Annotated in this window: 29 protein-coding genes; 20 read left to right on the top strand and 9 right to left on the bottom strand. The window is 71.8% G+C overall.

The features are described 5' to 3' along the window. Positions 1-135: 135 nt before the first annotated feature. The 3 genes from VFL99_RS01970 to VFL99_RS01960 all read left to right on the top strand — a co-directional run bounded on the left by VFL99_RS01970 (position 136) and on the right by VFL99_RS01960 (position 3488). Positions 136-1533 (top strand): aspartate aminotransferase family protein, encoded by a 1398-nt coding sequence (locus tag VFL99_RS01970; RefSeq protein ID WP_325104639.1) that lies wholly within the window; start codon positions 136-138, stop codon positions 1531-1533. A 66-nt stretch (positions 1534-1599) separates the two neighbouring features. Beyond that, on the top strand, positions 1600-2106 hold the full coding sequence (locus VFL99_RS01965; protein WP_325104678.1) for an Lrp/AsnC family transcriptional regulator: 507 nt from the start codon (positions 1600-1602) through the stop codon (positions 2104-2106). Further along, positions 2103-3488, top strand: coding sequence for an NAD(P)/FAD-dependent oxidoreductase (locus VFL99_RS01960; protein WP_325104638.1), 1386 nt, complete (start codon positions 2103-2105; stop codon positions 3486-3488). The genes VFL99_RS01965 and VFL99_RS01960 overlap by 4 nt, the downstream gene beginning before the upstream one ends. Positions 3489-3515: 27 nt before the next feature. Here VFL99_RS01960 and VFL99_RS01955 read toward each other — a convergent pair whose 3' ends face one another. After that, on the bottom strand, positions 3516-4049 hold the full coding sequence (locus VFL99_RS01955) for an inorganic diphosphatase (protein WP_325104637.1): 534 nt from the start codon (positions 4047-4049) through the stop codon (positions 3516-3518). Between the two features lie 101 nt (positions 4050-4150). On the opposite strand from VFL99_RS01955, the gene dacB reads away from it, so the two are divergent. The 10 genes from dacB to VFL99_RS01905 all read left to right on the top strand — a co-directional run bounded on the left by dacB (position 4151) and on the right by VFL99_RS01905 (position 14229). After that, positions 4151-5611, top strand: a complete 1461-nt coding sequence (gene dacB / locus VFL99_RS01950) for a D-alanyl-D-alanine carboxypeptidase/D-alanyl-D-alanine endopeptidase (protein WP_325104636.1) — start codon at positions 4151-4153, stop codon at positions 5609-5611. Positions 5612-5804: 193 nt separating this feature from the next. Further along, complete coding sequence (locus VFL99_RS01945; RefSeq protein ID WP_325104635.1) at positions 5805-6965, top strand: zinc-dependent metalloprotease; 1161 nt, start codon at positions 5805-5807, stop codon at positions 6963-6965. A 25-nt stretch (positions 6966-6990) separates the two neighbouring features. Beyond that, positions 6991-7977: a tRNA lysidine(34) synthetase TilS gene (gene tilS, locus VFL99_RS01940; RefSeq protein ID WP_325104634.1), complete on the top strand. Its 987-nt coding sequence runs from the start codon at positions 6991-6993 to the stop codon at positions 7975-7977. A gap of 54 nt (positions 7978-8031) precedes the next feature. Then, complete coding sequence (gene hpt, locus VFL99_RS01935; protein ID WP_325104633.1) at positions 8032-8583, top strand: hypoxanthine phosphoribosyltransferase; 552 nt, start codon at positions 8032-8034, stop codon at positions 8581-8583. A gap of 255 nt (positions 8584-8838) precedes the next feature. Then, complete coding sequence (gene ftsH / locus VFL99_RS01930; RefSeq protein ID WP_325104632.1) at positions 8839-10887, top strand: ATP-dependent zinc metalloprotease FtsH; 2049 nt, start codon at positions 8839-8841, stop codon at positions 10885-10887. Continuing rightward, on the top strand, positions 10865-11446 hold the full coding sequence (folE, locus tag VFL99_RS01925) for a GTP cyclohydrolase I FolE (protein WP_325104631.1): 582 nt from the start codon (positions 10865-10867) through the stop codon (positions 11444-11446). Before ftsH ends, folE begins: the two co-directional genes overlap by 23 nt. A gap of 20 nt (positions 11447-11466) precedes the next feature. Beyond that, positions 11467-12264, top strand: a complete 798-nt coding sequence (gene folP / locus VFL99_RS01920) for a dihydropteroate synthase (protein ID WP_325104677.1) — start codon at positions 11467-11469, stop codon at positions 12262-12264. After that, the gene (gene folK / locus VFL99_RS01915; RefSeq protein WP_325104630.1) at positions 12261-13175 is read left to right on the top strand and encodes a 2-amino-4-hydroxy-6-hydroxymethyldihydropteridine diphosphokinase; all 915 of its coding nucleotides are present in this window, start codon (positions 12261-12263) and stop codon (positions 13173-13175) included. Before folP ends, folK begins: the two co-directional genes overlap by 4 nt. Further along, positions 13172-13651 (top strand): DUF3180 domain-containing protein, encoded by a 480-nt coding sequence (locus tag VFL99_RS01910; protein WP_325104629.1) that lies wholly within the window; start codon positions 13172-13174, stop codon positions 13649-13651. Before folK ends, VFL99_RS01910 begins: the two co-directional genes overlap by 4 nt. A 50-nt stretch (positions 13652-13701) precedes the next feature. Beyond that, positions 13702-14229 carry a GNAT family N-acetyltransferase gene (locus VFL99_RS01905; protein ID WP_325104628.1) on the top strand — a complete coding sequence of 176 codons (528 nt, stop codon included), beginning with the start codon at positions 13702-13704 and terminating at the stop codon, positions 14227-14229. 17 nt (positions 14230-14246) lie between these two features. Here VFL99_RS01905 and VFL99_RS01900 read toward each other — a convergent pair whose 3' ends face one another. Beyond that, positions 14247-15416, bottom strand: coding sequence for an NADH-quinone oxidoreductase subunit D (locus VFL99_RS01900; RefSeq protein WP_325104627.1), 1170 nt, complete (start codon positions 15414-15416; stop codon positions 14247-14249). A gap of 21 nt (positions 15417-15437) precedes the next feature. Further along, positions 15438-16406 (bottom strand): SAM-dependent methyltransferase, encoded by a 969-nt coding sequence (locus tag VFL99_RS01895; protein ID WP_325104626.1) that lies wholly within the window; start codon positions 16404-16406, stop codon positions 15438-15440. A gap of 62 nt (positions 16407-16468) precedes the next feature. Here VFL99_RS01895 and VFL99_RS01890 point away from each other — a divergent pair, with 62 nt between their 5' ends. The 3 genes from VFL99_RS01890 to VFL99_RS01880 are packed head-to-tail and all read left to right on the top strand — an operon-like array spanning position 16469 to position 18854. Next, the gene (locus VFL99_RS01890) at positions 16469-17425 is read left to right on the top strand and encodes a Rossmann-like and DUF2520 domain-containing protein (RefSeq protein ID WP_325104625.1); all 957 of its coding nucleotides are present in this window, start codon (positions 16469-16471) and stop codon (positions 17423-17425) included. 5 nt (positions 17426-17430) lie between these two features. Further along, on the top strand, positions 17431-18336 hold the full coding sequence (panC, locus tag VFL99_RS01885) for a pantoate--beta-alanine ligase (RefSeq protein WP_325104624.1): 906 nt from the start codon (positions 17431-17433) through the stop codon (positions 18334-18336). Further along, complete coding sequence (locus tag VFL99_RS01880; protein ID WP_325104623.1) at positions 18333-18854, top strand: methylated-DNA--[protein]-cysteine S-methyltransferase; 522 nt, start codon at positions 18333-18335, stop codon at positions 18852-18854. The genes panC and VFL99_RS01880 overlap by 4 nt, the downstream gene beginning before the upstream one ends. Positions 18855-18901: 47 nt before the next feature. Here the strand turns inward: VFL99_RS01880 and VFL99_RS01875 are convergent, their stop codons facing one another. Next, positions 18902-19684 carry a class I SAM-dependent methyltransferase gene (locus VFL99_RS01875; protein ID WP_325104622.1) on the bottom strand — a complete coding sequence of 261 codons (783 nt, stop codon included), beginning with the start codon at positions 19682-19684 and terminating at the stop codon, positions 18902-18904. 99 nt (positions 19685-19783) lie between these two features. Between VFL99_RS01875 and lysS the strand changes: the two genes are divergently transcribed. From lysS to VFL99_RS01860, 3 genes are all read left to right on the top strand, one after another. Continuing rightward, a complete protein-coding gene (gene lysS / locus VFL99_RS01870) occupies positions 19784-21247 on the top strand; it encodes a lysine--tRNA ligase (protein WP_325104676.1) in 1464 nt (487 codons plus the stop codon). Between the two features lie 12 nt (positions 21248-21259). After that, the gene (locus VFL99_RS01865; RefSeq protein ID WP_325104621.1) at positions 21260-21445 is read left to right on the top strand and encodes a hypothetical protein; all 186 of its coding nucleotides are present in this window, start codon (positions 21260-21262) and stop codon (positions 21443-21445) included. 183 nt (positions 21446-21628) lie between these two features. Beyond that, the gene (locus VFL99_RS01860; protein ID WP_325104620.1) at positions 21629-21958 is read left to right on the top strand and encodes a histone-like nucleoid-structuring protein Lsr2; all 330 of its coding nucleotides are present in this window, start codon (positions 21629-21631) and stop codon (positions 21956-21958) included. Between the two features lie 75 nt (positions 21959-22033). On the opposite strand, the gene ligD (VFL99_RS01855) is transcribed toward VFL99_RS01860, so the two are convergent. Together ligD (VFL99_RS01855) and ligD (VFL99_RS01850) are read right to left on the bottom strand one after the other, a co-directional pair. Next, positions 22034-22948, bottom strand: coding sequence for a non-homologous end-joining DNA ligase (gene ligD, locus VFL99_RS01855; protein WP_325104619.1), 915 nt, complete (start codon positions 22946-22948; stop codon positions 22034-22036). A 1-nt stretch (position 22949) separates the two neighbouring features. Then, positions 22950-23888: a non-homologous end-joining DNA ligase gene (gene ligD, locus VFL99_RS01850; RefSeq protein ID WP_325104618.1), complete on the bottom strand. Its 939-nt coding sequence runs from the start codon at positions 23886-23888 to the stop codon at positions 22950-22952. Between the two features lie 105 nt (positions 23889-23993). Between ligD (VFL99_RS01850) and ku the strand changes: the two genes are divergently transcribed. After that, positions 23994-25028 (top strand): non-homologous end joining protein Ku, encoded by a 1035-nt coding sequence (gene ku, locus VFL99_RS01845; RefSeq protein ID WP_325104617.1) that lies wholly within the window; start codon positions 23994-23996, stop codon positions 25026-25028. A 68-nt stretch (positions 25029-25096) separates the two neighbouring features. Here ku and VFL99_RS01840 read toward each other — a convergent pair whose 3' ends face one another. The 3 genes from VFL99_RS01840 to VFL99_RS01830 all read right to left on the bottom strand — a co-directional run. Beyond that, entirely contained in the window at positions 25097-25285 is a 189-nt protein-coding gene (locus VFL99_RS01840; RefSeq protein WP_325104616.1) for a hypothetical protein, read from the bottom strand. Positions 25286-25393: 108 nt separating this feature from the next. Continuing rightward, positions 25394-26110: a LutC/YkgG family protein gene (locus VFL99_RS01835; protein ID WP_325104615.1), complete on the bottom strand. Its 717-nt coding sequence runs from the start codon at positions 26108-26110 to the stop codon at positions 25394-25396. Continuing rightward, positions 26103-26691, bottom strand: a 589-nt coding sequence (locus VFL99_RS01830; RefSeq protein ID WP_325104614.1) for a 4Fe-4S dicluster domain-containing protein, incomplete at its 5' end; no start/stop codon positions are given. The genes VFL99_RS01830 and VFL99_RS01835, both read right to left, overlap by 8 nt.

Below are 26691 nucleotides of genomic sequence, written 5' to 3'. Positions count from 1 at the left end.
GAAATGGACGGCGTGAGGATCGACATACGGAATCCGTAGGTGAGGAGTCCATTCAACGATCTATCCGGCGGTGTCTGTCAAGAGTCTCGACTGATTCCCTTGCCAAAGTGCGTTGTGATGGGCACCATGGCTCCCATGGCCATCGACGCTTCGCTCGACCTCCAAGACACTGCCAACGCGGCGCTCCAGCAGGCGGCTCGCGACCACCTGTGGATGCACTTCACCAACATGGCGTCCTACGACGACCACGAGGTGCCGATCATCGTCCGCGGCGAGGGCGCCTACCTCTACGACTCGCACGGGCGGCGCTACCTCGACGGCCTCGCCGGACTGTTCGTCAGCCAGCTCGGGCACGGGCGCACCGAGCTCGCCGAGGCGGCGGCGCGACAGGCCGGTCAGCTCGGCTTCATGCCGATCTGGTCCTACGCGCACCCCAACGCGGTCGAGCTGGCGCAGCGGTTGTCGACCTACACCCCGGGCGACCTCAACCGCGTCTTCTTCACCTCCGGTGGCGGCGAGGCGGTGGAGTCGGCGTGGAAGCTGGCCAAGCAGTACTTCAAGCTCACCGGCAAGCCGACCAAGCACAAGGTGCTGTCCCGGTCGATCGCCTACCACGGCACCACCCAGGGCGCCCTGTCGATCACCGGTCTGCCGGACCTGAAGATGCCCTACGAGCCCTTGGTGCCGAGCACCTTCCGGGTGCCGAACACCAACTTCTACCGGGCGCCGATCCACGGCGACGACCCGGAGGCGTTCGGGCGCTGGGCCGCCGACCAGATCGCCGTGGCGATCGAGAACGAGGGCCCGGACTCGGTGGCCGCGATCTTCCTGGAGCCGGTGCAGAACTCCGGTGGATGCTTCCCGCCGCCGCCCGGCTACTTCCAGCGGGTGCGCGAGATCTGCGACGAGTATGACGTGCTCCTCGTGAGTGACGAGGTCATCTGCGCGTTCGGTCGCCTGGGCCACATGTTCGGCGCGGAGCGCTACGGCTACCAGCCGGACATCATCACCTGTGCGAAGGGCATCACGTCCGGCTACGCCCCGCTCGGCGCGATGATCGCCTCCGACAAGCTGTTCGAGCCGTTCGGCAAGGGCAACGTCTTCTACCACGGCTACACCTTCGGCGGGCACCCTGTCTCCACTGCGGTGGCGATGGCCAACCTCGACATCTTCGAGCGCGAGGGCATCAACGAGCACGTGCAGGCCAACGAGGCGGCGTTCCGGCAGACCCTGGAGAAGCTGCTCGACCTGCCCATCGTCGGTCACGTCCGCGGCGACGGGTACTTCTACGGCATCGAGTTGGTCAAGGACAAGGCGACCAAGGAGACCTTCACCGAGGAGGAGTGCGAGCACCTGCTCGCCGGCTTCCTGTCGCACGCGCTCTTCGACGCCGGCCTGTACTGCCGGGCCGACGACCGCGGCGAGCCGGTGGTCCAGCTGGCCCCGCCGTTGATCTGCGAGCAGCCGCAGTTCGACGAGATGGAGCAGATCCTGCGCTCGGTGCTGACCGAGGCGTGGAAGCGTGTGGGGTGACCCGTCGATGACGAGACCGGCATGATGAGGGGCGTGGCGGGCGAGACCAACGGCAGCTCCACGCGGGTGGGCGGAACCCACGGCCGCGGGCATGGCAACGGGAATGGGAACGGCAACGGCCACCCGTTCCACCTCGACGACGTCTCCAAGGCGATCATCGAGCAGCTCCAGCGGGACGGTCGCCTGCCCTACTCCTCGATCGGCAAGGCCGTCGGGCTGTCCGAGGCCGCCGTGCGCCAGCGGGTGCAGAAGCTCATCGACCACGGCGTGATGCAGATCGTGGCCGTCACGGATCCGTTGCAGCTGGGCTTCGCCCGGCAGGCGATGATCGGCATCCGGGCCGAGGGCAACCTCGAGCCCATCGCGGACCGCCTGGCCGAGATGCCGGAGGTCGACTACGTGACCATCACCGCGGGCTCGTTCGACCTGCTGGTGGAGGTCGTCTGCGAGAGCGACGAACACCTGCTCGAGCTGCTGTCGCACCGGATCCGGGTGATCGAGGGCGTCCGCAGCACCGAGTCGTTCATGTACCTCCGGCTGCACAAGCAAACCTACGCGTGGGGAGTGCGATGACCTCCGGTTCCGACATCTCGCTCTGGTTGGAGACCTGCGAGGACGACCTGACCCGCCGCCCGGCACTGTCGGGTCCGACTGACGTCGACGTGGCGATCGTGGGGGCGGGCTTCACCGGCCTGTGGACCGCCTACTACCTCTCGCGGATCGACCCGACGCTGCGGATCGCCGTGCTGGAGCGGGAGTTCGCCGGATTCGGCGCCTCGGGCCGCAACGGCGGCTGGGCGTCGGCGCTCTTCCCCGCCTCACGGTCGGCGCTGGCGCACCTCCCCGGAGCCAGTGCGGACGGCGCCAAGCGGCTCACCGACCACATGCGGGCCAGCGTCGACGAGGTCGCCAAGGTCAGCGCGGAGGAAGGCATCGACGCCCACTTCCACAAGGGCGGGACGGTGAGCTTCGCGCGCAGTCCCGGCCAGCTCGAGCGGGCGCGCGCGGACGTCGCCGCGGCCCGCCGCTGGGGTGACACCGAGGAGGACCTGCGGCTGCTGGATGCCGACGAGACGCGGTCCATCGCGCAGGCCAGCGAGGTGCTGGGCGGCACGTTCACGCCGCACTGCGCCCGGATCCATCCGGCTCGGCTCGTCCGGGGCCTGGCCCGCGCCGTCGAGCGGCGTGGAGTGCGCATCTACGAGGGGACCGCCGTCCGCTCCATCGCTCCCGGCCGCGTCGAGACGCCCATGGGCACGGTGCGGGCCGACGCGATCCTGCGGGCCACCGAGGGCTACACCCCGACCCTGGCCGGACTCGAGCGGGAGGTGGTGCCCATCTACTCCCTCATCGTCGCCACCGAGCCGCTGCCCGAATCCGTCTGGGAACAGGTGGGACTCGCCGATCGACCGACGTTCACCGACCAGCGCAACCTCATCATCTACGGCCAGCGCACCGCGGACGGGCGGATCGTGTTCGGCGGCCGTGGGGCGCCATACCACTTCGGCTCCGACATCAAGGGGTCCTACGACGTGGACGAGCGCGTCTTCGCCACCCTCCGCCGCACGTTGGTGGACCTCTTCCCAGCCCTGCACGGTGCGCGGTTCACCCACGCGTGGGGCGGCTGTCTCGGGGTGCCCCGGGACTGGACCGCCTCCGTCGGGTTCGACCGTCGCAGCGGCACCGGCTGGGCCGGGGGCTACGTCGGTGACGGGGTGACGACCACCAACCTCGCGGGCCGCACGCTCGCCGACTTGGTGACGGGCCAGCGCAGCGAACTGGTCGACCTGCCGTGGGTCAACCACCGCTCGCCCCGGTGGGAGCCCGAACCGTTGCGCTGGCTCGAGATCAACGCCAGCTTCCAGGTCATGCGGCTGGCCGACCAGGAGGAGCGTGCCACCGGCCGGCCCAGCCTCATCGCCCGGGGGATGTCACGCTTCCTCGGCGGTCACTGACCCTTCGCGGGCGCCCTCTCGGCCCTCTCAGCCCTCGGTGTGGCCGAGGTGCGGCCCGGGCCACCGGGCGGTGGTGAAGCCGCTGTCCTTGGCGCGCTGCACCGCCTGCTGCACGATCCGCTCGGCCTCGGCGCGGCCGGCCCAGTGCGCTCCCTCGACCGACTTGCCCGGCTCGAGGTCCTTGTAGACCTCGAAGAAGTGCTGGATCTCCAAGCGGTCGAACTCGCTGATGTGCTCCAGCTCGGTGATGTGGGCCTGCCGAGGGTCGCCCGCCGGCACGCAGAGGATCTTGTCGTCGCCACCAGCCTCGTCGCGCATGTGGAACATCCCGATCGGGCGCGCGGCGACGAGGCAGCCGGGCCAGGTCGGCTCCTCCAGGAGCACCAGCGCGTCGAGCGGGTCGCCGTCCTCACCGAGGGTGTCCTCGATGTAGCCGTAGTCGGAGGGGTAGCGGGTCGACGTGAACAGCATGCGGTCCAGCCGGATCCGCCCGGTCTTGTGGTCGACCTCATACTTGTTGCGCTGTCCCTGCGGGATCTCGATGGTGACGTCGAACTGCATGTGCGGCCCCTTCAGAGTTGTGTCGCCGGCGAGTTGCGGCGTGTCCTAGGCTCGACCGCAAGTGTCGCGTATGACCTCGGACCGGCGGAAAGGGGGCTTGGGTGCGCCGACTGCCCGTGGTCCTCACGGTCGTCCTCGTCCTCGTGCTCGCACTGGCCGGTTACGCCACGCTCGACATCTACGACAAGGTCCCCGGGATCCTCACCCGCGCGTCCGCCGCGCCCAGTGCCGACGCCCGCGCCGGAAGGAGTGCCCCCGCCCCCGGGCAGCGCGTCGTGCACGGTCCCGTCCCCGACGTCGCCGGTGCGCCGGCGCTGGTGCCGGCCGATGGACCGGGCGAGGCTGCGACCGCCGCCCCGATCCCCACGACCGCCGGGCTGCGACACGCCCTCGGCGCGGAGCTCCGCGACCCCCGCCTGGGCGGCCTGGTCGGCGCCACCATCCGCGACGGGGTGACCGGGCGACACCTGCTCGACGTGCGGGCGAACCGGCCGATGACCCCCGCCTCGAACACCAAGCTGCTCACCGCGGCAGCCGTGAGCAGCGCGCTCGACCTTGCCCGGACGCTCGACACCACCGTGGTCCGCGGGCGCGGCGCACACGACATCGTGCTGGTCTCCGGTGGGGACACCCTGCTCGCGCCCGGCCGCAGCGACCCGAGCTCCGTCGTCGGCCACGCCGGGCTCGCGACGCTCGCCGGGCAGGTCGCGAACGCGTTGCACGACAAGGGCATCGGTTCGGTCCGACTGCAACTGGACGACTCCTTCGCGGACGGGGCGCCCTACGCGCCCGGATGGGATCCCGCGGTGATCGCCCACGGCTACGTGGGCCCGGTCACCACGCTCGGCCTGGCCAGGGACCGGGCCGACGACGTGCACGCGGCCCCCAAGGACACCGCGATGAGCGCCGCCCGGGTCTTCGTCACCCAGCTGGCCCGTCACCACATCCGGGTTCGCGGCGAGGTGACCCGTGCCCGGGCACCGCAGGGGGCGCCCACCCTCGGCGCCGTCCGCTCCGCGCGGCTGGAGGACGTGCTGGCCTACGCGCTGCAACAGAGCGACAACGCGCTCACCGAGGAGCTCGCGCGGATCGCCGCCGTGCACGCCGGGCGGCCGGCAACCTTCGGCGCGACGGCCCAGTGGGTGCAGCAGACCGTGCACCGGCTCGGCATCGACACCCGTGGTGTCCACCTCGTCGACTCCTGTGGACTGTCCGACGGAACGCGCATCCCACCGCGGGTCATCGGCGACGTGCTCGGGCTCGCGCTCGACGGCCACGAGCCGGCCTTCCGCGACGTCGTCGCCAAACTCCCCGTCGCCGGGCTCAACGGCACGCTCGACGACCGATTCCGCCTGCCGGGCGGTGCTGACGCCGCCGGCACGGCCCGCGCCAAGACCGGGTCGCTGCCCGGGGTCAGCGCGCTCGCCGGGACGGTCGTCGACCACGACGGCCGGCTGCTGGTCTTCGCACTCATCGCCAACAAGTCGGCGAACCCGATCGAGACCCGCGCCGCGCTCGACCGCGTCGTCGGGACGCTGTCGGACTGCGGCTGCCGCCGCTGACGCGATCTAGGGACTTCCCGAGAGATCTCGGGAGTTTGCGCAGGGGCGAAGTGCCGAGATCGGCGGGGAAGTCCCGAGATCGGCGGGGAAGTGACGAGATCGGCAGGGAAGTCCCGAGATCGGCGGGAGAGCCCCGAGATCGGGGGGAAACTCCCGAGATTTGCGATGGCGGGGCGTCCCGTAGCGTGGGCCCATGACGTCTGCGCACGACAGCGGGCACGCACGGGCCGACGAGGGTCACGCACGGGCCGACGAGGGCTCTGCACGGGCCGACGAGGGCTCTGCTGCCGGTGCCCCGGGTCGCGGCTACGTGGACTGGGGCATGGCCAAGGCGACCGCGCGCCGCCTGGTGCCGCCCGGCCCGAGGGCCAACGCCGACCAGATCGCCGAGCTCGTCGGCGACCTGCGCCAGGCGGCCCAGCGCTCGCAGACGCCGGTCGCCGAGACCGCCCGCCTGCAGACGCCCGACGGCGGCAGCCCGGTGCTGGTCGTCGACCGCACCGGCTGGATCGACGCCAACGTCGACTCGCTGCAGTCGATGCTCGACCCGGTGATCCGCAAGATCACGGCCAAGCAGGACGCCAAGCACCCGGGGCAGGCCACGGCCGGCATCCGCAAGGTGGGCGGCAAGGTCACCGGCGGCGAGGCCGGGGCGCTCATGGCCTTCCTCGCCGGCAAGGTGCTGGGGCAGTACGACATCGCCCCGCAGGGCAACCCCCGGCTGCTGCTCGTGGCCCCCAACGTCATGCAGACCGAGCGCGAGCTCGACGTGGTGCCCGCTGACTTCCGGCTCTGGGTGTGCATGCACGAGGAGACCCACCGGGTGCAGTTCACCGCCGTCCCGTGGCTGCGCGAGCACGTCATCGAGTCGGCCCGGCGCCTGTCCCTCGACCTCGTCCCGGACATCGAGCAGCTCCCGGCCCGGCTGCAGCAGATCGCCCGCAGCATCCCCGACGTGGTGCGCGGCACCGGCAACGGCCTGGTCGACCTGTTCGCCAGCCCCGAGCAGCGCGCCGAGCTGGCCAAGATCACGGCGGTGATGTCGCTGCTCGAGGGTCACGCCGACGTGGTCATGGACGACGTGGGGCCGCAGGTCATCCCCACCGTCGCGCAGATCCGTGCGCGCTTCCAGGTGCGCCGCCGCGGCAGCGGCTCGGTCGACCGGGTGCTGCGCCGCCTCCTCGGCCTCGACGCCAAGATGCGGCAGTACCGCGACGGCGCCCGCTTCGTCCGCGAGGTCACCGAGCAGGTCGGTGTGGACGGCTTCAATGCCGTCTGGACCTCCCCGGAGACCCTGCCGCTGCCCACCGAGATCGAGCAGCCGCGGGACTGGGTCGCCCGCGTGCACGGCTGACCGGTCCGTCCCCTCCGATGTCGGTATGCCGGGTCCGCCTCCTGCCGTCGCCCGCACCCGGGTCGCCGTGCGCCGGGCCCTCGCGGGCCTCGCGCCGGGCTCCCTCGTGCTGGTCGCCTGCAGCGGCGGTGCCGACTCCCTCGCCCTGGCCGCAGCGGCGGCCTTCACCGTGCCGCGGCTCGGTTCCCGCGCCGGCGCCGTCGTCGTCGACCACCGGCTGCAGCCGCACTCCGGCGAGGTCGCCGAGCGCGCCGCCGGCGCCTGCCGCGACCTGGGCCTCGCCCCGGTCCACCTCGTGCCCGTCGAGGTCCCGGCCGGCGACCGTCCGGGTGGCCCCGAGGCGCGGGCGCGCGAGGCGAGGTACGCGGCACTGGACGCGGTCGCGGACCGCGAGCACGCGGCATACCTGCTGGTGGGGCACACGCGGGATGACCAGGCCGAGCAGGTGCTCCTCGGTCTGGCGCGCGGCTCCGGCGTCCGCTCACTGGCCGGTATGCCGCGTGCCCGCGGCCGCGTGCTGCGTCCCCTCCTCGACGTGGACCGGCAGGTGACGCGGCAGGCCTGCGCGGCCCAGGGGCTCGTGCCGTGGGACGACCCGCACAACGAGGACCCGGCCTACCGGCGGGTGCGGGCGCGGCGGCTGGTCGCCGAGCTGGAGGAGCAGCTGGGCCCGGGGATCGTTGCGGGACTGGCCCGCAGCGCCGACCTGCTGCGCGACGACGCCGACCTGCTCGAGGAGCTGGCCGGGCAGGCGGGGGAGCGGCTCGGTGAGCCGCCGTGGCCGGTGGACGCCCTCGCCGCCCTGCCTCGGGCACTGCGCACCCGGCTGCTGCGCTCCCTGGCCACGGGCGCGGGCGCGCCGCCCGGCTCGACCTTCGCGGCCCACGTGGAGGCGATCGAGGCGCTGGTCACCGACTGGCACGGCCAGGGACCGGTCGACCTGCCCGGCGGGGTGCGCGTCTCCCGGCGGGACGGGCGCCTGCTCGCCGAGCCGCACCGTCGGGTTCAATAGGCGGGCACGAGCCGAACGCAGGAGACCGCCCGGGGCGGGCCGACAGGAGTGATCGTGGACGCTGCCGACATGGGGTCCAAGCTGGAGAAGGTCCTCGTGACCGAGGAGGAGATCCGGACCCGGCTGGCCGAGCTGGCCGAGCAGATCTGGGAGGACTACAAGGACAAGGACGTCCTGCTCGTCGGCGTGCTCAAGGGTGCCGTCATGGTGATGGCCGACCTGATGCGGGCGCTGCCCGGCACGGTGCCCATGGACTGGATGGCCATCTCGTCCTACGGCTCGGGGACCAAGTCCTCCGGTGTGGTGCGGATCGTCATGGACCTGCGCACCGACATCACCGACAAGCACGTGCTCATCGTCGAGGACATCATCGACTCGGGCCTGACGCTGTCGTGGATCAAGGCCAACCTGGAGTCCCGCAAGCCGGCGTCGGTGGAGATCATGACGCTGCTGCGCAAGCCCGACGTGGTCAAGGTCGACATCCCGGTGAAGTACGTCGGCTTCGACATCCCCAACGAGTTCGTCGTCGGCTACGGCCTGGACTATGCGGAGAAGTACCGCAACCTGCGGGTCGTGGGCACCCTCGCTCCGGAGGTCTACTCCTGACGCCCGGGCGGTTCGTGCCGTCCGGGCGGTTCGCGCCACCCGGATCGGCCGCCTGAACGGCACCGGCGGCGAAATTGTCGTGGTCTCGAGTTTTCGCTGTCGGCGGACGTGCGGAACACTGGGGGGAGACCACACGTTGACCTGCACGGATGTCGTATGCGGCGCCCGTGTACCGTCGGTGCGACTGTCGGGCGCGCGGCAACCGCGGACGACTTGGCTACGGAGCAGGAGGGACGGGGCGCGCCCCGCTGATCAATGAACTTCAAGCGCATCCTTCGCACGCCGATGATCTGGATCCTCCTGATCATCGCGCTCGGCCTGTTCTGGTTCACGGTCGGCGACAACGGGGGCTTCCAGCGGGTCAACACGTCCACTGCGGAGAAGCTGATCAGCCAGGACAAGGTCTCCTCGGCACGGCTGACGCCGACCGAGCTGGACCTCACCCTCAAGAGCGGGCAGTCCTACACCAGCCCCAGCGACATCACCGGTGAGCAGGCCAAGAACGCCCACAAGGTCAAGGCGTTCTACGTCGATGCGCGCGGTCCCCAGCTCGTCCAGCTGCTCGACAAGCACCAGCCGCCGCAGGGCGTCAACGACGACCCGCAGACGCAGAGCTGGTTCACCAGCATGCTCATCACCGTCCTGCCGCTGCTCGTGGTGCTGGGCCTGTTCTGGTTCCTCATGAGCCAGATGCAGGGCGGCGGCTCCCGGGTCATGCAGTTCGGCAAGAGCAAGGCCAAGCTCGCCAGCAAGGACATGCCCAAGGTGACGTTCGCCGACGTGGCGGGCGCCGACGAGGCGGTCGAGGAGCTCGTCGAGATCAAGGAGTTCCTCTCCGACCCGGCCAAGTTCCTCGCGGTCGGCGCGAAGATCCCCAAGGGCGTGCTGCTCTACGGCCAGCCCGGCACCGGCAAGACCCTGCTCGCCAGGGCGGTCGCCGGTGAGGCGGGCGTGCCGTTCTACTCGATCTCCGGCTCGGACTTCGTCGAGATGTTCGTCGGCGTCGGCGCCTCCCGCGTCCGTGACCTGTTCGAGCAGGCCAAGGCCAACTCGCCGGCCATCGTCTTCGTCGATGAGATCGACGCCGTCGGCCGCCACCGTGGCGCCGGCCTCGGCGGCGGGCACGACGAGCGCGAGCAGACGCTGAACCAGCTGCTCGTCGAGATGGACGGCTTCGACGTCAAGACCAACGTCATCCTCATCGCCGCCACCAACCGGCCGGACATCCTCGACCCGGCGCTGCTGCGCCCGGGCCGCTTCGACCGGCAGATCGCCGTCGACCCGCCGGACATGCTGGGCCGCCACCACATCCTGCAGGTGCACGCCAAGGGCAAGCCGATGGCGCCCGACGTCGACCTGATGGCCGTCGCCCGGCGCACCCCCGGGTTCACCGGCGCCGACCTGGCCAACGTGCTCAACGAGGCGGCCCTGCTCACGGCGCGCAGCAGCGCCAAGCTCATCGACAACCACGCGCTCGACGAGGCCATCGACCGGGTGGTCGCCGGCCCGCAGAAGCGCACCCGGGTGATGAGCGCCAAGGAGAAGAAGCTCACCGCCTACCACGAGGGCGGCCACGCCCTGGTGGCCTCGGCCCTGCGCAACACCGACCCGGTCACCAAGGTGACGATCCTGCCGCGCGGCCGGGCCCTCGGCTACACGATGGTGCTGCCGCTGGACGACAAGTACTCCACCACCCGCAACGAGCTGCTCGACCAGCTCGCCTATGCCCTCGGTGGCCGCGTCGCCGAGGAGATGGTCTTCCACGACCCGACCACCGGTGCCGCCAACGACATCGAGAAGGCCACGGGGCTCGCCCGCAAGATGGTCACGCAGTACGGCATGAGCGAGCGGGTCGGCGCGATCAAGCTCGGCCAGGAGCAGGGCGAGGTCTTCCTCGGCCGCGACTACGGCCACGAGCGCGACTACTCCGAGGAGGTCGCCGGGATCGTCGACGAGGAGGTCCGCCGTCTCATCGAGTCCGCCCACGACGAGGCCTGGCACATCGTCAACGACAACCGCGAGGTGCTCGACCGGCTCGTCCTCGAGCTGCTCGAGAAGGAGACGCTGGGCAAGGACCAGCTCGCCAAGGTCTTCGCCGACGTCGTCAAGCGCCCGCCGCGCCCGGTCTGGCTCTCCAGCGACCACCGGCACGTCAGCGACCTGCCGCCGGTGCTCACCCCGGCCGAGAAGGCCGCGATGGCCAACGGGCACAACCCGGACGCGAACCAGAACCACGACGAGCACCCGCCGAGTGAGATCCGTCCGGTGCCCGAAGGCGGCCATGTCGACCCCGACTCCCATTGACCAGGACCGCGCCGCCGCGGCGGTGCGTGAGCTGCTCATCGCGATCGGGGAGGACCCCGATCGCGATGGGCTGAGGGACACCCCCGAGCGGGTCGCCCGCGCCTGTGTCGAGATGTTCGCGGGGCTGCACCAGAAGCCCGGCGACGTGCTCACCACCTCCTTCGAGATGGGCCACTCCGAGCTGATCCTCGTGCGGGACATCGAGGTCTACAGCACCTGCGAGCACCACCTGGTGCCCTTCCACGGGCTGGCCCACGTCGGCTACATCCCCGGCGAGCACGGCCGGGTGACCGGCCTGTCCAAGCTGGCTCGGCTGGTCGACATGTTCGCCCGCCGACCGCAGGTCCAGGAGCGGCTCACCACGCAGATCGCCGACGCCCTCGTGGAGTACCTCGAACCGCAGGGCGTCATCGTGGTCGTGGACTGCGAGCACCTGTGCATGTCGATGCGCGGCGTGCGCAAGCCGGGCGCCCGCACCGTCACCTCCGCGGTCCGCGGCCAGCTGCGGGACCAGGTCACCCGGGCCGAGGCGATGAGCCTCGTGCAGGGGAGCCGGTGACCGCCCGGACCCCGCTGGTCATGGGTGTCGTCAACGTGACACCCGATTCGTTCAGTGACGGCGGCCTCTGGTTCGAGCCGGAGGCGGCCGTCGCGCACGGCGAGGAGCTGCTCGAGCAGGGGGCCGACATCCTCGACGTGGGAGGGGAGTCGACGCGCCCCGGCGCCGAACGGCCCAGCCAGGAGGAGGAGCTGCGCCGGGTGCTCCCGGTCGTGCGTGCCCTCACCTCCGCGGGTGCCCGGGTCTCCATCGACACGATGCGGGCCGAGGTGGCCCTGCGTGCCCTCGAGGCCGGTGCCTCCCTGGTCAACGACGTCAGTGGGGGCCTCGCCGACCCCGGTATGCCGGGTGCCCTCGCGGGCACGGACGTCCCCTTCGTGGTCATGCACTGGCGTGGGCACAGCGCCGACATGCAGTCCCGTGCCGTCTACGACGACGTGGTCGCCGACGTCTGCCGCGAGCTGCGGGGCCAGGTGGACACCCTGGTCGAGCAGGGTCTGCGCCGCGAGCAGCTGCTGCTCGATCCCGGGTTGGGCTTCGCCAAGACCGCGCAGCACAACTGGTCGCTGCTGCGCCACCTCGACGCCCTGCAAGGGCTCGGGCTGCCCGTGCTGGTCGGCGCCTCCCGCAAGGGGTTCCTCGGCCGGCTGACTCCGCTGCCGGACGGCCGGCCACGTCCGGCGGCCGACCGGGACGCCGCCACCGTGGCCACCAGCGTGGTCGCCGCCCAGGCGGGCGTGTGGGGCGTGCGGGTGCACAACGTGCGCGACACGGTTGATGCGCTGCGCGCCGTGGCGGCGGTCGAGGACGCACCATGAGCGACCGGATCGCGCTGCACGGCATCGCCGCTCGGGGCTTTCACGGCGTGCTCGCCGAGGAGAAGGCCGTGGGGCAGCCGTTCTCCGCCGACGTCGTGCTCGAGGTCGACACCGCCCGGGCCGGCGCGAGCGACGACCTGTCGCACACCGTCAACTACGCCGAGGTGGCGGCGGTCGCACACGGGATCCTCGCCGGCCCCTCGCTCGACCTGGTGGAGACCGTGGCGAACCGGATCGCGGAGGCGAGCCTCCGGCATACCGTCGTGGAAGCCGTGGAGGTCACGGTGCACAAGCCGCAGGCCCCCGTGGGGGTGCCGTTCGACGACGTGACGGTCAGCGTGCGGCGCGAGCGCGACGTGCCGGTCGTCGTGGCGCTGGGGGCCAACCTGGGGCTGCCCGCCGAGACGCTGGCGTCGGCCGTGCGGGAGGTGGACGCGCTCGACGGCGTGACCGTGCAACGGGCCTCCCCGCTCGTCGAGACCGATCCCGTCGGAGGACCGGAGCAGCCCACCTACCTCAACGCGGTGCTCGTCGCCCGGACCCGCCTGTCCCCGTGGCACCTGCTGCGCGAGCTGCACGCGGTCGAGGCACGGCACGGGCGCCGGCGCGAGGTCCGGTGGGGCGCGCGCACGCTCGACCTGGACCTCGTGCAGTACGGCGACCCGCGGGCCGGCGGCGACGTGGTCCTCGACGACCCGGAGCTGACGCTGCCGCACCCGCGGGCGCACGAGCGCGCGTTCGTGCTGGTGCCGTGGTCGGAGGTCGACCCCGCGGCGCGGTTGCGGGTCGGTGCGGACGTGGCCGACGTGCCCGGGCTCGCCGCGCGACTCGACTCCGGCGGGGTCCGGCCCGGTCCCCCGTGGCCGGCGCCGTGGTGGGGGAGCGCGCCGGCGGGGGAGCGGTCGCGATGAGCCAGGAGCAGGGGGTCACCGTCCGGTTCACCCTCGGGGTGCTCGTGGTGGTGGGGGCGCTGTCGTGGGTCGTGCTGACGCTGTGGGTCAACGGCGGCCGCGCCCTGCCGCACACGTCGTGGATCGGCATCGTCGTGATGGTGCTCATGGCGCTCGCGGTGCTGGCGGCGGCGTGGGACATCCGGCGCTACCTGCGCGGCCGGTCCCGGCGGATGCCCAGCCCGCAACGGGGACGACGCACCCTCGTCGCGGCCCAGGCCTGCGCGCTCGGCGGCGCGGCGGTGCTCGGGTGGTACCTCGCCCAGGTCGTCCTGTTGCTGCCCGACACCGACGTGCCCAGCGTGCGGGGGCACCTGTGGTTCGTGCTCGGGCTGATCGGCGCCTCGGCGGTGCTCTGGGTGGCCGGCCTGCGGGCGCAGGCCTGGTGCCGGATCCCCGACCCGCGCCGGCACGACGACGATGACGACGACCGCTGACCCGAAACCCGGTAGAGGCCGAGCGAGCCGAGCCGTTAAGGTCCACAGCCATGGCCGAACTCGTCCCTCCCGACCGCAGGTTCCACGACTCGTTCCTCGAGGCGCTCGACGAGTTCGGTGACGTGCACCTCGACGGGGGAGGTCTGGACGCTGCGCCTGACCGGGCGCGTCTGGGTGACGCCGACGCCTTCGCCGCCTTCGTCGGGCACCTGCGTGCCGACGCGCTCGCGGAGACACCACGCCCGGAGGGCTGGGTGCCGTGCACCTTCCTCTGGATCGCCGAGGGCGACACCTTCCTCGGTTTCCTGGCGATCCGGCACCGGTTGACCCAGCACCTGCTCGAGGTCGGCGGCCACATCGGCTACAGCATCCGCCCGAGCGCCCGGCGGCGCGGGCTCGCCGCGCAGGCGCTGCACGACGCCCTTCCGGTCGCGCGGGACCTCGGGCTGGACCAGATCCTGCTCACCTGCGACGAGGACAACGTCGGCTCGCGCCGCACGATCGAGAAGAACGGCGGGGTCTACGAGGACAGCCGGCAGGGCAAGCGCCGCTACTGGATCGACCTCACCCGCCGCTGACCGCTGTCCGGGGCCGGCTACTTGTCGATGTCGCCGACCACGAAGAACATCGACCCCAGGATCGCGACCATGTCGGCGATCAGGTTGCCCGGCAGGGCCTCGCCCAGCACGGCGATGTTGTTGAACGACGCCGACCGCAGCTTCAGCCGCCACGGCGTCTTGTCCCCGCGCGAGACGAGGTAGTAGCCGTTGAACCCCAAGGGGTTCTCGGTCTGGCTGTAGATGTGCCCCTCGGGCACCCGCAGCACCTTGGGCAGCTTGACGTTGATCGGTCCCTGCGGCAGCGACCCGAGCACCCCGACGCAGTGCTCGGCGAGGTCGAGGCTGACGTGGACCTGCTCCATCAGCACCTCGAGCCGGGCGAGGCAGTCGCCCTCGGTGCGGGTCACCACCCGACCGGGGCCACCCGGGGCGAACAGCTCGGCATAGGCGAGGTAGGGGTCGTCCCGGCGCAGGTCGAAGTCGACGCCGGAGGCACGCGCAATGGGACCGGAAACACCATACGAGGCAATGGTTTCCGGTGAGAGCACGCCGATCCCGCGCGTGCGCGCGTGGAGGATCTCGTTGCCGATGAGCATGCTCTCGAGGTCCGGCATACGACCGCGCACGGCGTGGATCGCCTGCTCGACGCGGCCGAGCCAGCCGGCGGGCAGGTCCTCCTTGAGCCCGCCGACCCGGTTGAACATGTAGTGCATCCGCCCGCCGGAGGCCTCCTCCATGACGGCCTGCAGCTCCTCGCGCTCCCGGAAGGAGTAGAAGATCGGCGTGATCGCGCCGAGCTCGAGCGGGTAGGACCCGAGGAACATGAGGTGGTTGAGCGCCCGGTTGAGCTCGGCGAGCAGCGTGCGCGCCCAGGTCGCGCGCTCGGGGACCTCCATCCCCAGCATGGTCTCGACGGCGAGGGCGACGCCGATCTCGTTGCAGAACGCCGACAGCCAGTCGTGCCGGTTGGCCAGGACGAGGATCTGCCGGTAGTCGCGGACCTCGAACAGCTTCTCGGCCCCGCGGTGCATGTAGCCGATGATCGGCTCGGCGCTGACGATGCGTTCGCCGTCGACGACGATCCGCAGCCGCAGCACGCCGTGCGTGGCCGGGTGCTGGGGGCCGATGTTGAGCACCATGTCGGCCGTCGCCAGCTCCCCGGCGCCGACGCCGACGGTCAGCTCGCGCTGGGTCTCGGTGCTCATGGCGGCCAGTCTGCCAGTCGTTCAGGTGAGGTAGCGGAACGCCCAGAGGAAGTCGCCCAGCCCTCCCGGGGCGGTGAGCGCCGCGGCTGCCGAGCTCTCCGCCAGCTGCACGAGGTATGCCGAGGGGTCGCGCCGCGCGAGCGCGTGCGCCGGAGTGCCCGCCCGGACCCCGAGCCGGTGGAGGGCCTTGCGCTGGTCGAGCAGGTCGTCGTGGTCGAGGCTGTCCATGGCCACGTGCGCCGTGAGGTCACAGCTGCCGTCGGGGACCGGCCGGACCTGGTGCCCGGAGCGGTAGCCGGTCAGCGTCCCGTGGCGGGGCCGTTCGACCCGCCGGTGGCCGTAGTCCACCGCCACGGCGATCCCGCGGCCGACGATCTTGAGCGCCCGCTCCCACGCCTCGTCGCGGGCGCGGCCGACTTCGACCCGGTCCCCCGGCACGGCCTGCTCCAACGGCCAGTGCCGGGCGCACCACTGCAGGTCCTCCCCGGGCAGCGGGTCGCCGAGCCGCTCCTCACCGCTGCTCGGCTCGACCAGGACACGGCGCACCAGCCCGTGGTCGTCGACCTCCCCGATCTCGCAGGGCACGACGTCCAGCCACTCATGGGCCAGCAGCAGTGTGCCGCCGGGCAGACCGACGAGGTCGTCGGGCAGCTCGGCGCCGCCGGGGGACTGCACCCAGTCGACGTCCTCGGGCAGGTCCGCCGGCCGCGGCACGACGTCCACCCCGAGCAGGCGCACGTGCGGCAGCAGGGGGCGCAGGTGCCCGAGCAGCTCACCGCGGCCGCAACCGAGGTCGACGACCGTGTCGAAGCGGTGCTCATCGGCCAGGGTCGCGACCGCGCGCGCGAACAGCGCGCCCCCACCCGGGATGCCCTGCGTCGACGTGGCGAAGTGGCCGCCCGGTCCCGCGGGCGAGCGGTAGAAGCCGTGGCCGGCATACAGGGCGTCGTGCCAGGCCCGCGGCCAGGGGACGCTCGTCATGCCGGTCATACGGCCTTGCCTACGCGCATGCCGGCCCCGAGCGCAAACCCGCGGTCGCTACCGTTCCCGGTGTGACCTCACCGAACGAGCGACCCGCACGGCTCGACGTGGGCGTCGTGGGCACCGGCCGGGTGGGGGCGGTGCTGGGCGCGTCCCTGCGCACGGCGGGCCACCGCGTCGTGGCGGCCTCCGCGGTCACGGAGGCCTCCCGCGACCGGGCCGCCACCCTGCTGCCGGGGGTTCCCGTGCTCGACGTGCCCGAGGTGGTCGAGCGCGCCGAGCTGGTGCTGCTCACCGTGCCCGACGACGCCCTGGTCGACCTGCTGCGCGGGCTCACGACGACCGGCGCGTGGCAGGCGGGGCAGATCCTGGTGCACACCTCCGGGCGGTTCGGGGCGCGGGTCTTCGACGTCTGCGCCCGCGCCCACGTCCTCGGCCTGGCGCTGCACCCGGTGATGGCGTTCACCGGCACCGCGATGGACCTCGAACGGCTGCCGGACTGCCGCTTCGGGGTCACTTCGGCCGAGCAGCTGCGGCCGGTCGCGGAGGCGCTCGTCGTCGAGATGGGCGCCGAGCCGGTGTGGATCGCCGAAGCGGACCGGCCCCGCTACCACGCGGCGCTGGCGCACGGCTCGAACCACCTCGTCACCCTCGTCGCGCAGGCCATGCAGGTGCTCGGGCACGCCGGGGTGGAGGACCCGCGGCGGATGATCGAGCCCCTGCTCGAGGCCAGCCTCGACAACGCGCTGCGCCTCGGGGACGCCGGGCTGACCGGACCGGTCGCGCGCGGCGATGCCGGCACGGTTGCCAGCCACCTGCGCGAGCTGCACGCCGAGACCGCCGACGTGCGCCCGAGCTACCTCGCGCTGGCCCGGGCGACCGCCGAACGGGCGCTCGCGGCCGGTCGGCTCTCCCCGTCCGGAGCCGCCGAGCTGGTGGAGGTCCTCGCCGACCTCGGCGACGACGGCTTGCGTGACAACGGTTTCGGCGGCGACGCTTCCGGCGACGACACGGAAGGCGACCGGTGACCTCGGTGGGTGAACGGACCCGGCCCACGCTGGCGCGGACCCGGGAGGAGCTCGCCGCCGCGCGGGCCGAGCTTCCCGGCGAGGTGGCGGTCGTCATGACGATGGGCGCGCTGCACGAGGGCCACGCCGAGCTGATCCGCACCGCACGCCGGCGCGCGCAGCACGTGCTCGTGACGATCTTCCTCAACCCGCTGCAGTTCGGTGCGGGGGAGGACCTCTCGCGCTACCCGCGGACCCTCGACGTCGACCTGGGCATCTGCGCCCGGGAGGGCGTGGAGCTCGTCTTCGCGCCCACCCCGGACGTGGTCTACCCCGAGGGCGACCCCGGCGTGCGGATGAGCGCCGGCCCGCTGGGCGAGGTGCTCGAGGGACGGTCCCGGCCGGGGCACTTCGACGGGGTCCTCACGGTCGTGGCCAAGTTGTTGCACCTGACCCGCGCCGACCGGGCCTACTTCGGCCAGAAGGACGCCCAGCAGCTGCTGCTGATCCGCCGGATGGTGCGTGACCTGGACTTCCCGGTCGAGGTCGTCTCGGTGCCCACCGTCCGCGAGGGGGACGGGCTCGCGATGAGCAGCCGCAACACCTACCTGACGCCCTCCGACCGCGAGGCGGCACTGAGCCTGTCGCGAGCCCTGCGCGCCGGCGCGGACGCTGCGGTCGAGGGACCCTCCGCCGTTCGCCGGGCGGCCCGCTCGGTGCTCGTGGCCGAACCGCTGGTCCTCGTGGACTACCTGGTCCTCGTCCACCCGACGACGCTTCAGGACGTGCCGGAGTGGTACCACGGCGAGGCGCTGCTCGCGGTCGCCGCGCGCGTCGGCACCACGCGGCTCATCGACAACCAGCCGCTGCGCGTGGGCCCCGGCGGGGGCCCGCTCGAGGTGTCGGTGGTCGGGGGCACGATGGGGTCATGACCCGGCCGGTCGCCACCGCCCACGTCGTCGTCGACAGCCCCATCGGTCCGCTGACCGTCGGCGCCGACGACGGCTCCGTCACGGCCGTCTACATGCGCACGCGCCGGCACGCGCCCGCCGACGACGGCCTCGGCCGCGAGGTGGACGTCGCGGACGTACCGGTGCTCGCGGAAGCAGCCCGCCAGCTCGCGGAGTACTTCGCCGGCGACCGGCAGGAGTTCCAGCTGCCCCTCGCCCCCGTGGGCACGGACTTCCAACAGCGGGTATGGCGTGCGCTCACCGAGATCCCCTACGGCACCACGGAGTCCTACGGCGACCTGGCGCGCCGGATCGGGGCCGGCCCGTCGGCGAGTCGTGCCGTGGGCCTGGCCAACGGCCACAACCCGATCAGCATCGTCGTCCCTTGCCACCGCGTGATCGGTGCGTCCGGGTCGCTGACCGGCTACGGCGGCGGGTTGGAGCGCAAGCGGTTCCTGCTCGACCTCGAGCACCGGGTCGCGGGGCTCGCGCTCTTCTGACTCGGCGGGCGACCGGAGACCGGCCTGTGCCGCCCAGCAGGGTGGGTTCAGCGGCGCCGCAACCGATAGCAGCGGGTGGCCATCGGGATCGTCACCATCCCCTCGGCGTCGGCGACCCGCTCGCCCAGGGCTCGCACCTGCTCCAGCAGCCGCTCCCGCCCGGGGTGGATGGCCACGTAGGACCACGTCGAGGCATGCCGCACCAGGTCCTCCACGTTCTGCCGCATCGCGTAGTCGAACAGCTCGGTCTCGGCCGGCTCGAACTCCGGCCCGGTGGGTGGGCACTCGGGGTCGTCCGGCTGGTTGGACTCGCGCTCCACGATCGCGGACAGCTCACGCTGCCAGCCCTCGTCCTCGAGTCGGTGGTGCCACGCCATCGACAGCCAGCCACCCGGGCGGAGCACCCGGGCGGCCTCGCCCGCCGCCCGCTCCGGGTCGAACCAGTGCCACGCCTGGAACGCCGTGACCGCGTCCGTGGAGCCGGCCTCCAGCGGCACCGACTCGGCGTCGCCGGCGCGCACGGCGATGCGGGCGGCGACCTCGGTCGGCAGCCCGCGCAGGGACTCCTCCAGGGCCGCCCGCATCCCGCCGGCGGGTTCGACGGCGATCACGTGGGCGCCCAGCCCGGCGATCGTCCGGGTCCCCTTCCCGGTCCCGGCGCCGAGGTCGACCACGGTGAGCTCCGGGCATACCTCTGGGGTGGGGGAGCCGAGCAGCCAGCGGACCGTCGCGGCCGGCCACTCGGGGCGCACGGCGTCATAGGTCGCGCCGAGGCCGCCGAAGGAGGCGCGGCGGGCGGTGAAGCTGTCGTCGGAGGGCGGATGCTCCATGCCCGGAAACTACCGTCAGGGGCACCGCGCGCCGCTGGTTACCCTTGACAGGTGAGCGACCACGACTCTCCCGTGCCCGAGACCGACCTCCCGGAGCAGATGAAGGTCCGCCGGGAGAAGCGCGCCCGCTTGCTGGAGGAGGGCACCGCGCCGTACCCCGTTCAGGTGCCGCGGACGCACACCCTGGCCGAGGTCCGCGACCAGTGGGGACACCTGCAGACCGGCGAGGAGACCCAGGACCGCGTCGGGGTGGCCGGTCGCGTCATGTTCATCCGCAACACCGGCAAGCTGGCCTTCGCCTCCCTGCAGGAGGGCGACGGAACCCGGCTGCAGGTCATGCTCAGCCTCGCCGAGGTGGGCGCCGAGGCGCTCGCCGCCTGGAAGGCCGATGTCGACCTGGGCGACTTCGTCTACGTCCACGGCCGAGTCATCAGCAGCAAGCGGGGCGAGCTGTCGGTGATGGCCGACGAGTGGCGTATGGCCAGCAAGGCGCTGCGCCCCCTGCCGACCCTGCACAAGGAGCTGTCCGAGGAGGCCCGGGTGCGGCAGCGGTATGCCGACCTGATCGTGCGCCAGGAGGCGCGCGACATGGTGCGGACCAGGGCGACCGTCCTGCGCTCGTTGCGCCAGACCCTCGACGACCACGACTTCATCGAGGTCGAGACACCGCAACTGCAGCTCGTCCACGGTGGTGCCGCGGCACGTCCCTTCGGCACCCACCTCAACGCGTTCGACATCGATGTGACCCTGCGCATCGCCCTGGAGCTGTTTCTCAAGCGAGCTGTGGTCGGGGGTGTGGAACGGGTCTATGAAATCGGAAAGACCTTTCGGAACGAAGGCATTGACTCCACCCACGCGGCTGAGTTCACGATGCTCGAGTTCTACCAGGCCTATGGCGACCAATTCACGGCCGCCGAGCTGACCAAGCGGCTCGTTCTCAACGCGGCGGAGGCAACAGGCAGCGGCACCGTCGTCCACGACTACCGGGGGCACGAGATCGACCTCGGTGGAGAATGGCGCTGGTTGCCGATTGTGGACGCCGTCAGCGAGGCGGTGGGGGAGTCCATTGACGCGGCCGAAACGGTCGACAATGCCGAACGCCTGCGCAAGGTCGCCGCAAAGCAGGACGTGGCGCTGCAGCCGCAATGGGGAGCGGGCGCCATCATCGTCGAGCTCTATGAGCAGCTGGTCGAGCCCTCGCTCACCCAGCCGACGTTTGTCTGCGACTACCCCGAGTCGGTCAAGCCCCTGGCTCGCGGGCACCGGTCCAAGCCAGGACTGGTCGAGGCGTGGGACCTGATCATCGGGGGCGTGGAGCTGGCCCCGTCCTACTCCGAGCTCGTCGACCCGGTGATCCAGCGGGAACGGCTCACCGAGCAGTCGCTGCTGGCGGCCAAGGGAGACCCGGAGGCCATGCAACTCGACGAGGACTTCCTGCGAGCCCTCGAATACGGCGCGCCCCCCATGGGTGGGACGGGGTTGGGGGTGGACCGGCTGATCATGCTGTTGACCGGGAAACCCATGCGCGAAGTCATCTTGTTTCCCACCGTCAAGCCGGAGTGAAGTGATGTGACCATGGGCACACTGTTGACGTGGCTGGCCGCCTTGTTCCCGACGGCCGGAATTCTCTACCTGTTCTGGCTCGTCATGAAGAACCTCGTGGAGGCGGATCGTCGTGAGCGTCTCGCGCATTCCCGCTGGGAGGCCGAGCACGGGATCGACGACAATACCCGCACCGTGCCGCCGCGCCGCCCGCACTGACCCGCCGCGACGCCGAGTGGCGTCGCCCGGGATATCTTGCGACAAATTCCGCGGGAGAAGTTTCTCCACATCTTCGGGAGTGCTTTTCGCCGCGAGGACTGCTTTTCCTCTACGATCATCCCAGCAACCTTGAAATCCCTGTCGAGGTCGCTGTGGAAAAATCAACCAGGAAAAGGAGTGCCGATGGCCCAGCGTGTGCAGGTGCTGCTCGTCGATGACCTCGACGGTGGCGATGCCGCCGAGACCGTCACCTTTGCCCTTGACGGCGTGACCTACGAGATCGACCTCAACGACACCAACGCAGCGCAGCTGCGGGAGGACTTCGCGGAGTGGATCGGTCACGCCCGCCGTTCCGGTGGCCGTCGTGCCGCCGGTCGTCGTCGCGCCAACGGGGGCGCCAAGCGTGACGACCTGAACGAGATCCGCGACTGGGGGCGCAAGAAGGGGTTCAAGGTCAGCGACCGCGGGCGCATCTCGCGGGAGCTGCAGGAGGCCTACGACAAGGCTCACTGAGCACCCTGACGGTGACGGAGGCCCGCGGCGTACGCGCCGCGGGCCTCTGCTGTCTCCGGGGTGGACGCGCTGGTCTCACGTCTCCGGACCGAGCAGCTCCTCGAGCAGGTCGCCGTCGCGGTCCACCCGCTCGAGTGCCTCGTCGATGTCCAGCTGCCGCAACCGCTCGGGATCGTCGGCGCCACGCTCGACCTCCGCCCACGTCCGTGGTGCCGCGACCCACGGCGCCTCCCGACCGCGCACTGAGTAGGGCGAGATCGTCGTCTTCGCCGCGACGTTCTGCGACCAGTCGAGCAGCACCTTCCCGGGGCGCAGGGACTTGGTCATCTTCCACAGCACCAGCTCGGGGTGGGCCCCGGTCAGCTCCTGCGCGAGCTCACGGGCGGTGTCGCGCACCTCGTCCGAGGACTGCTCGCCGGGCAGCCGGGCATACAGCTGCATCCCCTTGCTGCCGCTGGTGACCGGTGCGGACCGCAGTCCCCGACCCTCCAGCCGCTCCCGCACCAGCAGCGCCACGCGGGCGCACTCGTGCAGCCCGGCCGGCGGCCCGGGGTCGAGGTCGATCACGAGCCGGTTCGGCGGCAGCGGTTGCTGGTCGCCGTCGACCTGCCACTGCGGGACGTGCAGCTCCAGCGAGGCGAGGTTGGCCAGGTAGGTCAGCGTGGCGAGGTCCTCGACGAGGGGGTAGGTGATCGTCTCGTTCCCGGCCTGCGAGCCCGGTGCGGGCAGCGTCACCGACGGCAGCCAGGACGGCGCTCCGCTGGGCAGGTTCTTCTCGAAGAACGACTGGTTCGACACCCCCTCGGGCCAGCGGATCCGCGTGACCGGCCGCCGCGCCAGGTGCGGCAGCAGCACCGGTGCGATGCGGGCGTAGTAGTGCAGCACCTCCCCCTTGGTCGTCTCGGTCGCGGGGAAGAGCACCTTGTCGAGGTTGCTCAGCTTGAGCGAACGTCCCTCGATGCTCACCATGGTCGTGCTCTCGGCCGCCATGTCACCCCTCACCGTCCAGCGTCAGGTCGTGCGGGGACAGGTCCGTCCGCACCCCGCGGTATGCCGGTTGCCGGAGTCGTCCGCCCCGCGTCACCCCGAGGGCCTCGACGTCCACGACGAGTTCGGGGCGCAGCCAGGTGGTGCCCAGCGCGTCGGCGCGGGGAACCTCGTCGCAGAACGGGGAGCCGTCGGTGGCCAACGGCGCCAGCTGCTCCAGCAGTGCCTGCCCGGTACGGCCGGCGAGGCCGGAGCCCACCTTCCCCCGGTAGGACAGTCCGCTCGACGTGGGAGCCCCGACCAGGAGCGCGCCGAGCCGGCTGGCGCTGTCGGTCTCGAGCCGCCAGCCGCCGACGACGAACGAGAACGACGGGCGGACAGGGAACTTCAGCCAGTCGCTGCTGCGCCGGCCGGGGAAGTAACGGGAGGCCACCCGCTTGCTCACCACGCCCTCGAGGTGCTGCTGCCGGGCGGCATCGGCGAGGAGCTCTCCGTCGTCGTAGACCGGTGGAACGCGCCATGCGCCCGGCCCGAGGGCCAGCGACTCCAACAGCTCCCGGCGCCTGCTCAGGGGCCGGGGGGTGAGGTCCTCGGCATCCAGCCGGAGCAGGTCGAACACCATGTAGGTGACCGGCACCGTCGCGGCGAGGCGCTGGGCGCGACGGGCGTCCTGGACGTGCATCCGCTCGGCGAGGGCCTGGAAGGACGGGACGCCGTCGTGCAGCGCGACGACCTCCCCGTCGAGCAGCAGGTCGTCTCCGGCCTGCGCGAGCCCGGCGAGCTCGGGAAAGCTGACGGTGACGTCGTTCTCGTTGCGCGAGGACAGCTGCAGCCGCCCGCCGTGGACGTCGGCGAGGATGCGCATGCCGTCCCACTTCACCTCGTGCACCCACTCCGCACCGGTGGGGATCCGGCGGCCGGGGGTGGCGAGCATCGGGCGCATGGGGCCATCCTGACGGACAATGGCGTGCGAGCCACACAGCACACCACACTGGTCACCCGCGAGACACCGGGGCAACCCCGGCTGCAGAGGAGAGTGGAAGCAACCGTGCGTGCGATCTGGAAGGGTGCGGTGTCCTTCGGGCTGGTCAACGTGCCGGTCAAGCTGTACTCCGCCACCGAGAACCACGACGTGCAGTTCCGCCAGGTCCACCGCGAGGACGGTGGGCGGATCCGCTACAAGCGGGTCTGCAGCATCGACGGCGAAGAGGTCTCCTACGACGAGATCGCCAAGGGTTACGAGACCGAGGACGGGCAGATGGTCGTCCTCGACGACGACGACCTCGCCGAGCTGCCGGTGAACAGCAGCCGCGAGATCGCGGTGCAGAAGTTCGTGCCCGCCGACCAGATCGACCCGATGACGCTCGAGAAGTCCTACTACCTCGAGCCGGAGAAGGCGGCGGCCAAGCCCTATGCCCTGCTGCGCGAGGCGCTGCAGGAGGCCGACCGGATGGCCGTCGTCACCGTGTCGCTGCGGACCCGCACGACCGTGGCGGTGCTGCGCGTCAAGGACGACGTCATCGTCATGCAGACCATGCTGTGGCCCGACGAGGTGCGCCAGCCCGACTTCGGCACCCTCGACGCGACCGAGAACGCCGCCACCGCGAACGAGCTGAAGATGGCCCGCATGCTCGTGGAGTCGCTCTCCGGGGACTACGACGCCGACGAGTTCGAGGACGAGTACGAGGCCGCCGTCAAGGAGCTCGTGGAGGCCAAGCTCGAGGGCGGCGAAGTCAAGCAGCAGCCCCACGAGCAGGAGGAGGGCGGCGAGGTCGTCGACCTGCTGGCGGCCCTGCAGGCCAGCGTCGAGCGGGCCAAGAAGGCCCGGGGCGACGCGGGCGCGGACACCGCCGGCGAGCAGGAGGAGTCCTCCGCCGCGGCGGAGGACTCCGAGGCGGCCGATGAGGGCGAGGAGGAGCAGCAGGAGCAGCCGAGCAAGCGCACCGCGAAGAAGACGGCGGCCAGGAAGCAGCCGGCGAAGAAGAGCGCCAGCAAGAGCGGGTCCACGAAGACGACCGCCAAGAAGTCGACGAAGTCGACCACGAAGCCGACGAAGAAGACCCAGCGCAAGAAGGCCGGCTGACCGCGGGGCGGGGCAGGGTCGGGATCAGGTCAGCCGCACCCGACGGCGTCTACGGGGGCGTCTACGGGTCAGGGGCGACCGGGCGCGGCGGCGGGACGCTGACGAGCGTGGGCGCTCCCGGTGACCGGCCCGGCACCGGTGAAGCCGGCGCGGTCGGAGGCCGCCCGCGGAGTGACCACGGTCTCCCGGGGGCAGACCCAGCCGCAGGCGCGGTGGTCCCACCAGCACAGGTGGCCGTCGTGTCGGTGCGATTCCATCGGGCCTCGCTCTCTGTCCCCACTCGAGCCGTGTCCGCTCGACCCAAGACCCCCCAGTCTGCCCCAGTCGGCTCCCGCCGGACAGCCCTTTTGCCGAACGCGCCGTGGTCAGCCCGCCAGGATCACTCGCAGGGTGCGCGGTCCGTGCACGCCCTCGACCCGGCTCAGCTCGATGTCGCTGGTGGCGCTGGGTCCGCTGATGAAGGTCAACGGCCGCTCCGGGTCCAGCTCCACGAGCGCCTCGGGCACGGTCTGCACCACGTCAGCGGCCCGTACGACGCACACGTGCACGTCCGGCACCAGCGACAGGATCCGCCGCCCGCTGGCACCGCTGCCGTCCAGGACGATCGTGCCGGTCTCGGCGATGCCGACGGCGGACCCGGTCACCACGGCGTCGACCGTGTCGAGGTCCTCGGAGGTGAGAGATCCGTCGTCCACGGTCACCCGCCGGTCGGGACCCGGCGCGCCGAGCCAGCGGGCGCAGGCCTCCTCCGGTGCCACCACGACCCGTGCGGACAGCTCCTCGAGTGTGGTGCGCACCGCCTCCGCGACCGCCTCGTCGCTGGGCCCGCACCGGGTCACCGTCGCCTTGTAGTCCTCCACCCGCTCGATGAACAGCCCCTGCAGCTCGCCGTTGAGCAGCGATCCCTCGGCCCGGTAACCCCGCGGTATGTCGACGCGCACCTTCGTGCGTCGCTCGCCGAGGGCCTCGCGCACCCGGCGCAGGACCTCCTCGCGGGCGACGGGGTCGGGGGAGGAGGCCGGCTGGTGCTCGGGGTGCTCGAAGTCCCCGGAGTTGGGCGGATCGGACGACTCGTCAAGCATCACGGCGAACCTCCTGCTCGGCGTGGGTCCGCCGCCACCACTGGCGGAAGGTCTCCGGCGGCGGGCTGGGCACGTCGCGGGATGCGGTCCAGCCGGACAACGGCGGCGGGAGGGGCAGTCGGGCCCGGCCTCCACGGATCATCGGCCGGCCCAGGGAGGCGGCCCGGCCGGCTCGGTCGAACCGCTCCTCGTCGCCCATCACCCACGCCGCTGCCGCCATCGCGACCGCCTCCGGGGAGGGCAGCCGGTGACGCTCGGCGGCGCGCTCGGTGTGCTCCGCGCGCAGCTGCACGAGGATCGAGGGGATGTCGATCTTGACGGGGCACACCTCGAAGCATGCCCCGCACAACGACGACGCGTAGGGCAATGAGTCATTCGGCTCGTTCCCGCCGGTGACCCCGGTGAGCTGGGGCGAGAGCACCGCCCCGATCGGCCCGGGATAGACCGACCCGTAGGCGTGCCCGCCGGTCCGCTCGTAGACCGGGCAGACATTGAGGCACGCCGAGCAGCGGATGCAGTGCAGCGCGGTGCGGCCCAGCTCGTCGGCCAGGACGTGGGTCCGGCCGTTGTCCAGCAGCACG

This window comes from Segeticoccus sp. (assembly GCF_035708005.1).
Note: the sequence above shows the minus strand (reverse complement) of the source record. Positions and strands in the feature narration are given on the sequence as shown.

Excerpts from the sequence above, each read along its gene's own strand:
- VFL99_RS01970 (WP_325104639.1), top strand. The coding sequence starts at position 136 with ATGGCCATCGACGCTTCGCTCGACCTCCAAGACACTGCCAACGCGGCG.
- VFL99_RS01960 (WP_325104638.1), top strand. The coding sequence starts at position 2,103 with ATGACCTCCGGTTCCGACATCTCGCTCTGGTTGGAGACCTGCGAGGAC.
- VFL99_RS01955 (WP_325104637.1), bottom strand. The coding sequence starts at position 4,049 with ATGCAGTTCGACGTCACCATCGAGATCCCGCAGGGACAGCGCAACAAG.
- VFL99_RS01945 (WP_325104635.1), top strand. The coding sequence starts at position 5,805 with ATGACGTCTGCGCACGACAGCGGGCACGCACGGGCCGACGAGGGTCAC.
- tilS (WP_325104634.1), top strand. The coding sequence starts at position 6,991 with ATGCCGGGTCCGCCTCCTGCCGTCGCCCGCACCCGGGTCGCCGTGCGC.
- ftsH (WP_325104632.1), top strand. The coding sequence starts at position 8,839 with ATGAACTTCAAGCGCATCCTTCGCACGCCGATGATCTGGATCCTCCTG.
- folE (WP_325104631.1), top strand. The coding sequence starts at position 10,865 with ATGTCGACCCCGACTCCCATTGACCAGGACCGCGCCGCCGCGGCGGTG.
- folP (WP_325104677.1), top strand. The coding sequence starts at position 11,467 with ATGGGTGTCGTCAACGTGACACCCGATTCGTTCAGTGACGGCGGCCTC.
- folK (WP_325104630.1), top strand. The coding sequence starts at position 12,261 with ATGAGCGACCGGATCGCGCTGCACGGCATCGCCGCTCGGGGCTTTCAC.
- VFL99_RS01910 (WP_325104629.1), top strand. The coding sequence starts at position 13,172 with ATGAGCCAGGAGCAGGGGGTCACCGTCCGGTTCACCCTCGGGGTGCTC.
- VFL99_RS01905 (WP_325104628.1), top strand. The coding sequence starts at position 13,702 with ATGGCCGAACTCGTCCCTCCCGACCGCAGGTTCCACGACTCGTTCCTC.
- VFL99_RS01900 (WP_325104627.1), bottom strand. The coding sequence starts at position 15,416 with ATGAGCACCGAGACCCAGCGCGAGCTGACCGTCGGCGTCGGCGCCGGG.
- VFL99_RS01895 (WP_325104626.1), bottom strand. The coding sequence starts at position 16,406 with ATGACCGGCATGACGAGCGTCCCCTGGCCGCGGGCCTGGCACGACGCC.
- VFL99_RS01880 (WP_325104623.1), top strand. The coding sequence starts at position 18,333 with ATGACCCGGCCGGTCGCCACCGCCCACGTCGTCGTCGACAGCCCCATC.
- VFL99_RS01875 (WP_325104622.1), bottom strand. The coding sequence starts at position 19,684 with ATGGAGCATCCGCCCTCCGACGACAGCTTCACCGCCCGCCGCGCCTCC.
- lysS (WP_325104676.1), top strand. The coding sequence starts at position 19,784 with ATGAAGGTCCGCCGGGAGAAGCGCGCCCGCTTGCTGGAGGAGGGCACC.
- VFL99_RS01865 (WP_325104621.1), top strand. The coding sequence starts at position 21,260 with ATGGGCACACTGTTGACGTGGCTGGCCGCCTTGTTCCCGACGGCCGGA.
- VFL99_RS01860 (WP_325104620.1), top strand. The coding sequence starts at position 21,629 with ATGGCCCAGCGTGTGCAGGTGCTGCTCGTCGATGACCTCGACGGTGGC.
- ligD (WP_325104619.1), bottom strand. The coding sequence starts at position 22,948 with ATGGCGGCCGAGAGCACGACCATGGTGAGCATCGAGGGACGTTCGCTC.
- ligD (WP_325104618.1), bottom strand. The coding sequence starts at position 23,888 with ATGCGCCCGATGCTCGCCACCCCCGGCCGCCGGATCCCCACCGGTGCG.
- VFL99_RS01840 (WP_325104616.1), bottom strand. The coding sequence starts at position 25,285 with ATGGAATCGCACCGACACGACGGCCACCTGTGCTGGTGGGACCACCGC.
- VFL99_RS01835 (WP_325104615.1), bottom strand. The coding sequence starts at position 26,110 with ATGCTTGACGAGTCGTCCGATCCGCCCAACTCCGGGGACTTCGAGCAC.